This window comes from Rhodococcus sp. GXMU-t2271, assembly GCF_041414735.1.
In the GTDB taxonomy this organism is placed as follows: Bacteria; Actinomycetota; Actinomycetes; order Mycobacteriales; family Mycobacteriaceae; genus Rhodococcus; species Rhodococcus indonesiensis.
Genome location: NZ_JAUIZP010000007.1, coordinates 50976 through 59903, shown reverse-complemented (window position 1 = coordinate 59903; position 8928 = coordinate 50976). Strand labels below are relative to the sequence as shown.

At 70.7% G+C, this 8928-nt stretch carries 6 protein-coding genes; 2 read left to right on the top strand and 4 right to left on the bottom strand.

Features of this window, described 5'->3' with window-relative positions; all coding sequences use genetic code 11:
- Positions 1-44: 44 nt before the first annotated feature.
- Positions 45-1604, bottom strand: a complete 1560-nt coding sequence (locus tag QYS60_RS04140) for an amino acid permease (protein WP_371382507.1) — start codon at positions 1602-1604, stop codon at positions 45-47.
- A gap of 216 nt (positions 1605-1820) precedes the next feature.
- On the opposite strand from QYS60_RS04140, the gene QYS60_RS04135 reads away from it, so the two are divergent.
- Positions 1821-2330: an Lrp/AsnC family transcriptional regulator gene (locus QYS60_RS04135; protein WP_003937105.1), complete on the top strand. Its 510-nt coding sequence runs from the start codon at positions 1821-1823 to the stop codon at positions 2328-2330.
- A gap of 224 nt (positions 2331-2554) precedes the next feature.
- Here QYS60_RS04135 and QYS60_RS04130 read toward each other — a convergent pair whose 3' ends face one another.
- The gene (locus tag QYS60_RS04130; protein ID WP_371382506.1) at positions 2555-3628 is read right to left on the bottom strand and encodes a Glu/Leu/Phe/Val dehydrogenase; all 1074 of its coding nucleotides are present in this window, start codon (positions 3626-3628) and stop codon (positions 2555-2557) included.
- A 52-nt stretch (positions 3629-3680) separates the two neighbouring features.
- Positions 3681-7142, bottom strand: coding sequence for an indolepyruvate ferredoxin oxidoreductase family protein (locus tag QYS60_RS04125; RefSeq protein ID WP_371382505.1), 3462 nt, complete (start codon positions 7140-7142; stop codon positions 3681-3683).
- A 578-nt stretch (positions 7143-7720) separates the two neighbouring features.
- Between QYS60_RS04125 and QYS60_RS04120 the strand changes: the two genes are divergently transcribed.
- Positions 7721-8041, top strand: coding sequence for a PASTA domain-containing protein (locus QYS60_RS04120; protein ID WP_003937102.1), 321 nt, complete (start codon positions 7721-7723; stop codon positions 8039-8041).
- A 19-nt stretch (positions 8042-8060) separates the two neighbouring features.
- Here the strand turns inward: QYS60_RS04120 and thiM are convergent, their stop codons facing one another.
- Positions 8061-8903, bottom strand: a complete 843-nt coding sequence (thiM, locus tag QYS60_RS04115) for a hydroxyethylthiazole kinase (protein ID WP_371382504.1) — start codon at positions 8901-8903, stop codon at positions 8061-8063.
- Positions 8904-8928: the final 25 nt, after the last annotated feature.

The window sequence follows — 8928 nt, the reverse complement described above, 5'->3', positions numbered from 1 at the left end:
GCGGCCCCGCCGCGGGGGGGGGGGGCCCGGGTCCGTACTCCGCGCTACACCGGCTCGGGCTCGCGGGCGGCCTGCGGGGTCTCGGCCTGCCGGGCCGCCTCGGCCTGCCGGGCCGCCTCGGCCCGGAGCCGCTGCCCGAGCACCGACGTGCGGCGACCGTAGACGGCGTAGACCACCACGCCCAGGGCCATCCAGGCCCCGAACCGCAGCCACGTCTCGACGGACAGGTTGAGCATCAGCCAGCCGCACGCGAGGACCGCGAGGATCGGCACCAGGGGCACGAGCGGCACCCGGAACCCACGCGGCAGGTCGGGGCGCGTGCGGCGGAGCACCATCACGCCGATGCACACCAGCACGAAGGCGAACAGCGTGCCGATGTTGACCATCTCCTCGAGCACACCCATGGGGAACACCGCGGCGAGCACGGCGACGATGCTGCCGACCAGCAGGGTGATACGCACCGGGGTGCCCTTGCGGCCGGTCGTGGCCAGCCGCCGCGGCATCAGCCCGTCCCGGGACATCGCGAACAGCACACGGGTCTGGCCGAGCATCATCACCATCACGACTGTGGTGAGGCCGGCGAGACCGCCGATGTTGATCGCCGTCTGCGCCCACGTGATGCCGTGGGCCTCGAACGCGGTGGCCAGGGTGGCGCTGCCGTCGCCGACGAGTGCGCTGCCCGTCCGTAGGTCGGTGTACTTCACCATGCCGGTCAGCACCAGCGTCACGCCGACGTAGAGAACCGTGACGATGGCGAGCGAGGCGAAGATGCCGCGCGGCAGCGCCTTCTGCGGGTTCTTCGTCTCCTCCGCGGTGGTGGCGACCACGTCGAATCCGATGAAGGCGAAGAACACCAGGCTCGCGGCGGCGAGCAGGCCGTACCACCCGTAGCTGCTGCCGTCGGCCCCGGTGAGGGCCGAGAACAGCGACTGGTGCACGCCGCTCGCGGTGCTCTGCGCGCCCTCGGCCGGCGGAATGTAGGGCGAATAGTTGCTCTTGTCGATGTAGAAGACCCCGACCGCGATGACCAGCACGACGACGGCAACCTTGACGGCGGTGACGACGGCCGACACCCGCGAGGACACCTTGGTGCCGACGGCGAGCACGACCGTGATCGCGCCGACGATGAGCAACGCCCCCCAGTCGACCGCGAGCGGGCCGAGGTGCATCGTGGTGTGCGCCGTGCCGCCGAGCATGCCGCCGAGATACAGCGACCAGCCCTTGGCGACGACGGCGGAGGCGAGCGCGAACTCGAGGATGAGGTCCCAGCCGATGATCCAGGCGGCGAACTCGCCGAAGGTGGCGTACGAGAAGGTATACGCGCTACCGGCGACAGGGACGGTCGATGCGAACTCCGCATAGCAGAGGGCCGCGAGGCCACACGTGATCGCAGCGAGCACGAAGGCCAGCGAGATCGACGGGCCCGCGACGTTGCCCGCGGTGCGCGCGGTGAGGGTGAAGATGCCGGCGCCGATCACCACGGCGACGCCGAACACGGTCAGGTCCTTGGCGGTCAGCTGTCGCCGCAGCCGCGAACAGGGTTCGTCGGTATCCGCAATGGACTGTTCGACGGATTTGGTGCGCCAGATGCCGACTCCGGGCATGTTGTGCTCCTCGGGATGGGGTTGGGGCCCGCCGGACCTCGTGGGCGGCCGGGGGCGCGACCCTCGTGGGCGACGCATTGTGGTGCCGCAGAGAGGGATTGCGTGAGCAATTCAGTGCAGCAATCATGGCACTGTCACTTTTCGTGTCAATATCTTCGACAACAACTACGCACGATGCTCAAATGTGACGCCCATCACAACCGAAAGGATGTCACCGTGCTCAGTTTCGATCGGCTCGACGCGGCCCTCCTCGCCGAGCTCACCCACAACCCGCGAGCCGGCATCGTCGATCTGGCAGCGAAGCTCGGCGTCGCGCGTAACACCGTCCAGTCGCGGATCCGGAAGCTCGAGGAGTCCGGCGCCGTGACGGGATATCGCCCGGTGGTGGATCTGCCGAAGCTCGGCCTGCCGCTGCAGGCGTTCATCGGCGCAGAACTCGTGCAGGCGCGGATGGGGCACGTGATCGCGGAGCTCGAGCGGTTCCCCGAGGTGCTCGAGGTGCACGCGACGACGGGCCGGGAGGACCTGCTGATCCGGATGGCGGCACAGTCGCAGGAGGACCTGCTCCTGCAGCTCGAACGCATCCACGCGATCGAGGGCGTCGCCCACACCACCACCACGCTGGCGCTGACGACGCCCGTGGCGTACCGGACGCAACCCCTGCTCGAACATCTCACCCGCGACTCGGGGCACGGGCGCTCCGTGCCGACGACCGATCGGCGTTGAGGGCCGTCGACGGCCGGGCCGTCGGCGCCCGGCCGCATCGGCCCTCGGACTGTTCGGTGCTCGGGCTGATCGGCGCTCGGGCCGATCGGCGCTCGGGCCGATCAGTGCTCGGGGACAACAACTTCCGGGGCGAGCCAGGTCCCGGTGCACGAGCGGAAGGGGGAGGCACCGTGGTGCCTCCCCCTTCCGCCGACCGCCCGGGACGATGCGACGACCGCGTCCCGTCAGGCCGCGTCGATACGCTGCTCGGCGAGCCGGTTCGCCGCCGCGCCGGGGCCGATGCCCAGGTCTCGCGACATCGCGAAGATCTCGGCGGTGCGGTCGAAGATCGCGTTCACCCGGGACCGGACGACGCTCGGATCGGATCCGTCGACCTCGCCGGCGACCTGGATCAGGCCGCCGGCGTTGGCGACGTAGTCCGGCACCCAGGTGATGCCGCGGTCGCGGAGCAGATCCTCGACCTCGGGGCGGGCGAGCTGATTGTTCGCGGCGCCGCACACCAGCCGCGCCCCGAGCGTGCTGCCGGCCGACGTGGTGAGCGTTCCGCCCAGCGCACACGGTGCGTAGACGTCCACCGGGGCGTCGACCACACTGCTCGCGATGCGTACCGGGAAGTCGGCGGCCACCCGGGCCAGGGCCGCGGGGTTCACATCGGTGACCACCACGTCGGCCCCGTCGGCGACGAGCAGCCGCACCAGCTCGTAGCCCACCTTCCCGAGCCCTTCGACACCGACCGTGCGTCCATCCAGAGATGCTGTGCCCCAGACATGTTCGGCCCCGGCCCGCATCGCGCGGAACACCCCCAGCGCGGTGAGCGGCGAACTGTCCCCGGATCCGCCGGCGGCGGCGGTGCGTCCGACTGCGTACCGGGTGTAACGGCCGACGACGTCCAGATCACCGGCAGCGGTGCCGACGTCGGCGGCGGTGACGTAGCGACCGCCCAGGGACTCGACGAACCGTCCGTACGCGGCGAGCAGAGCGTCGCTCTTGTCCGTGGCCGGGTCACCGAGTATGACGGCCTTGCCGCCGCCGAGGTTCACCCCGGCGACCGCAGCCTTGTAGGTCATCCCCCACGACAGCCGCAGCACGTCCTCGAGCGCGGTCGCCTCGTCGGCGTAGGGGTAGAAGCGGGTGCCGCCGAGGGCGGGGCCGAGCGCGGTGGAGTGGATCGCGACGATCGCACGCAGGCCGGTGGCGGCGTCCTGACAGAAGACGACCTGCTCGTGCGGGCGGTCGGAGAGGCGACGGGAACGGTCGAAGACTCCGGTCGGCGCGTGGTCGAGAAGAGAGGCGGTCACGAGTGGATTCCTTTCGGACGGAGACGATTCGGCGATATCGGAGGTGGTGCCGTCAGAAGTCGGTGTCGACCCCCAGGTCGGCGAGCCGGGCGCGGTACTGCTCGACGGAGCGCAGCTTGACGTCCTCGTAGCCACGGACTGCGTCCGCCAGCTCCGCGACCTGCACCGCACGGTCGTAGTTCTCGAGGCTCAGTTCGGCAGCGAGGCGGTCGATCGTCGCGGTGTAGTGGGCGAGCAGGGCACGTTCGACCCTGCGGACGTGCGCGTACCCGAACGGGTCGAGCCGGGTGCCGCGCAGCCGGCGGCCCTTGGCCAGCACCCGCAGCGCCACGTGGGACTTCGGACCGAACCCGACCTTCTTCGTGCGGCCGAGTGCGCGCAGCACGGGCGGATGCAGCCGATAGGTCAGTTGCGCCCCGCCGGGCACCTGGGACTGCACCTCGTCGAGGAAGGCGGGGTCGACGAGCATCCGCGCGACCTCGTACTCGTCCTTGTAGGCGGTGAACTTGAACAGTCCGCGCGCGACGGCCGCGCTGAAGTCCGTGCGCGCGGTGACGCGGCGTTCGGCCTCCCACACAGCCTGCACCCGCTCGACGTACCGGGCGGCGAGGCGTTCGTCCTGGAAGTCGATCAGTGACGCGGCACGTACCCGCACGAGTCGCAACACCTCACCGTCGAAGGTGGTGCCGGCCAGCAGGTGCTCCGGTACGACGGTGACGCTCCGCTCGGGCCGCGACGGCTCGGTCGCGGCCGCGAACGCGTCCGGGTCGGCGACCGCCACGCGCCCCCACCGGAACGCGGCGATGTTCGCCGCCACCGCAACGCCGTTGATCTCGATCGCTTCCTCGACGGCCGCGGCGGGGATCTGCAGACCACCGAGCTGGTGGGCGGCGCCGACGACGAGGAAGTTCGCGGCGGCGGTGTCACCGAACAGCGCCTGCGCGGCGGCGAGGGCGTCGAACGAGGCCAGCCGACGGGTCACCGCGTCCAGCCGCGCGAGCAGCTGCTGCTCGTCCGGGTGCCGGATCGACCTGTCGTACACCATGTCCCCGGTGGGGGTGCGGCTCGTCGACGCCACCGCGACGGTCGAGCGCGGGTCGGCGTAGGCGAGGTTCTTCGCGTCCGCCGCGGTCAGCAGGTCCAGCGCCAGCACGCACGACGCTCCGCCGGTGGTCACCCGGTTCCCCGGTTCGAGGCCGCCGGCGGCGAACCGCAGGTGCGAGACCACCGGGCCCGCCTTCTGGCTCATGCCGATCTGGTCCAGGGACTCGACGTCGAAGCCCGCGCGCAGCGCGGCGGTGGCGAGCACCTGGTTGACGGTGACGATGCCGGTGCCACCGATGCCGGCAAGGAAGACGTTGCGGGTACCCACCGGGGTGTCGCCGTCGACGTCGGGCACGGCCGGCGGGGTCGGGGCGCCGCGGCGCCGCGTCTTCCGGTCCGGCGACGCCTCGACCGTCACGAACGACGGGCAGTCCCCGTCGAGGCACGAGTAGTCGGTGTTGCAGGAGGTCTGGTCGATCCGGGTCTTGGACCCGAACTCGGTGTCGACCGGCTGCACGGACAAGCAGTTGCTCTTGACGCCGCAGTCGCCGCAGCCCTCACACACCGCCTCGTTGATCACCACGCGCGTGGTGCGGGCGGGCAGGGTTCCGCGCTTGCGTTGCCGGCGCGCGTCGGCCGCGCAGTGCTGGTCGTAGATGAGCACGGTGACGCCGGGGACCTCGCGCAGCACGCGCTGTGCTTCGTCGAGCCGGTCGCGGTGCCAGACCTGCACGCCGCGGGCGAGGGAGCGCTTGCGGTGCCGCTTCGGGTCGTCGGAGCAGACGATGATCCTGCGCACGCCCTCGGTGGTGAGTTTGCGGGTGAGCGCAGGAACGGTCAGTGCGCCCTCGGCGTCCTGCGCCCCGGTCATGGCGACGACGTCGTTGTAGAGCAGTTTGAAGGTGATGTTCACGCCGGCCGCGACACAGGCCTGCACTGCGAGCTGACCGGAGTGGAAGTATGTTCCGTCGCCGAGATTCTGGAACATGTGGCCGATGTCGGTGAACGGTGCCTGCCCGATCCACTGCGCGCCCTCGCCACCCATCTGGGTCAGGCCGGTGACGGCGCTGTCGGCGCGGCCGGACATGGTGACGAGTGCGTGACAGCCGATGCCGCCGCCCCCGATCGAGCCGTCCGGCAGGGCCGTGGAGCGGTTGTGCGGGCAGCCGCTGCAGAAGTACGGGGCGCGCTTGGCAGAGAGCACCTCCAGCGGCAACTGGGGCAGCGGCGCGGGTCCGAGGTCGACGTGTCCGCGCAGCACCCGGCGCAACGGACCGCGGATCCGGCCGGCGGTGAGCTCGCCGTCGACGGGCATCAGCGGCCGGCCGTCGGCGTCCTTCTTGCCGACGATGCGCGGCGGGTGGTCGGTCCCGTAGAGGATCTCCCGGATCTGGGTTTCGACGAACGCGGTCTTGTCCTCGACGACGACGAGCTGTTCCAGACCGGCGGCGAAGTCGCGCACCAGGTCCGGACCGATCGGGTAGGGCATTCCGATGCGCAGCAGCCGGATGCCGGCGCGGTGCAGGTCGGTGTCGGTCACCCCGAGATCGAGCAGGGCCTGTCGCAGCGCGTCGAACGTGGTGCCGGTGGCGGCGAGTCCGATCCGGGCGTGCGGGGGGTCGACCTCGACGACGTCCAGGCCGTTGGCCTTCCCGTACGCGTGCACCATCGCCCAGCGCGGCCCGTACAGGTCCGCCTCGGCGATCACGCTGTCGCCCGGCGCCGCCATCGGGCGCTGCCGGTACACGAACGGCCTTCCCTCCCATTCGATCTCGGGAACGGTGATGCGCAGGTCCGCGACCGAACCGTCGACGGACCACGCGCCGTCGGCGACGTCTGCGACGATCTTGAGGGCGACGAGGCAGCCGGACGCGCGCGACAGCGCGACGCCGTGCAGGCCCATCGTGACGATCTCGGCGGCGTTGCGCGGAAACAGGACCGGGATCCCGAGGGCGGCGAGGGACCGTTCGCTCACCGCGGGCACGGTGGACGACTTCGAGGCCGGGTCGTCGCCGACCATCAGCAGGACCCCGCCGTTCGGGTCCACGCCGTACATGTTCGCGTGCCGCAGCGCGTCGGTGGCGCGGTCCAGGCCGGGCCCCTTACCGTACCAGACACCGACGACGCCGTCGTGGGTGGGCGTACCTGCCCCGAGCTGGCCCTGACTGCCCCATACGGAGGTTGCGGCGAGTTCCTCATTGAACCCGGGCACGAAGGTGATGTCGTGCTCGGCGAGAACCTTCGGCATGCCGTGCAGCAGTTTGTCGAGCCCGCCGAGCGGGCTGCCGGGATACCCGGAGACGAAGGTGGCCACGCGGCGACCGTCGCGGATGTCGCGCACGTGCTGTTCGACGAGTTGGCGGGCGATCGCCTGGACGCCGGTGAGGAGCACCGTGCCCGAGCCGGAGCGGTACCGGTCGTCCAGGTCGTAGGGAGAACGCTCGATTTCGCGGACCACGGTTTCGGTCATCGCACTGTTCCTTTGCTGCGACAGGTGTCGTGCACGTCGCTCGAGTCACATCAACTGGTTCAGCAATGATCCACACAGCTGATTTATTCAGTCAACAGAAGACTTTGCGGCGAATCATTTCGCTCAAATGTGACGTGCAACACACCAGGCAAATGGTCACGGTGATCAGCCGTCGGCGCCTCACCCGGCCCGCACCCCTGCCGGCCGATCCGGTACCGGCTCCGTCATCCGGTCCCAGCCGACGGACTGGGGGCCGCGCGCATCGGCCCGTTCCGGCAGGTCCGCCAGTTCTGCCGGATTTGTCAGAAGCCGGGGGTACCCTGGAGTGGCGCCGGCCGGTTCCGGGTCGGGCGCCTAGGGGAACTGCCGATGAACGCCTGCGCACCCCGCTGTGCCGGGGCACCGTCGTCCACGGCCGGACCGTGGTCCGCGTCGCGGGGGCGCTCGCCGCCCGGAATCACCGCCGGAACGCGCCGATAGATCACATCTGACGGATCCCGTCCCCGCCGACACCGGCGGTACGGATGTCCCCCACCGGATTCACTCCATCGCGACATCGTTCCCGAAAGGACGTTGTCATGCGCACCACCCTCCCGGCCGTTCTGTGCGCGGCCGCCGCCACCCTCCTTCTCGGTTCCGGCATCGCCGCAGCGCAACCCGCGCCCGATGTCGTCGGCCTCAGCGAACAGCAGGCGATCGCCCTCCTGGACGCGGAAGGTATCCCCTACAAGATCACCAACCGCGCCGGGAATCTGTCCGGCGACTGCCGCGTCACCGAACAACGGGATCGCGGCTACCGCACCGAGGTCGACTACGTGTACGACCACGACGACGACGAGTTCGATCGCGTCGAACGACAGGTGTGGCTGGGCGTGGGCCTGGTCGTCGTCTGCCGCTGAGCGGTCCGGAGTCGCCGAGCTACCGGCGTGGCTCGAAGACCTCGAGCTGCGCGCGGGCACGGAGCGTGTCGGCGTCCACGGTGTACAGGGCGTCGAGATAGGCGACGGCGAACGTGCCGGGTCCCGCGGCCGCCGCCTCGGCCATCTCCGCGGCGACGGCGACGTGCACGTGGGCCGCGGCGAGCCCGATCAACGGCGTCGGCGTGACGGCGAGGTATGCGGCGACGAGACCGCCGAGCGCGCAGCCCGTGGCCGTCACCCGCTGCAGCATCGCGCTGCCCCCACCGACCCGCACCCCGATCACTGCCCCGTCGGCGTCCCGGCCGACGAGGTGATCGACTGCGCCCGAAGCCGATACGGATTCGGCGCGATCGAGCAGGGTCAGCGCCGCCGGGACAGCCGCCGCCGCATCGGCGGAACTGTCGACGCCGCGGGTCTCCCCCCGCAGGCCTGCCAGGGCGATGATCTCGGAGGCGTTGCCGCGGATCGCCGTCGGCCGGTGCGCCGACAGTTCGGCGGCGAGATCGCTGCGCCACGGCAGACCCCCCACTCCGACCGGGTCGAGGACCCACGGGGTGCCGGCCTCGTGAGCGCTGCGGGCCGCGAGACGGAACGCCTGCGCGGTGGCATCGTCGGGTGTGCCGACATTGACCAGGACGCCGTCCGCCGCCCGCGCGAATCCGCCGGCCTCGTGCACGTTGTCGATGTGCGCATTGCTCGCGCCTGCCGCCAGCAGCACGTTGGTGACGAAGTTCGCCGAGACCACGTTCGTCAGGGACTGCACGACCGGTGTCCGCGCCCGCAGTTCCCCGAGCGCCTCGGCCACGGCGTCGACCGTCGGGACACTGCGCGAAATCGTCACGAATCTCCTTTTCTCACATACGAAT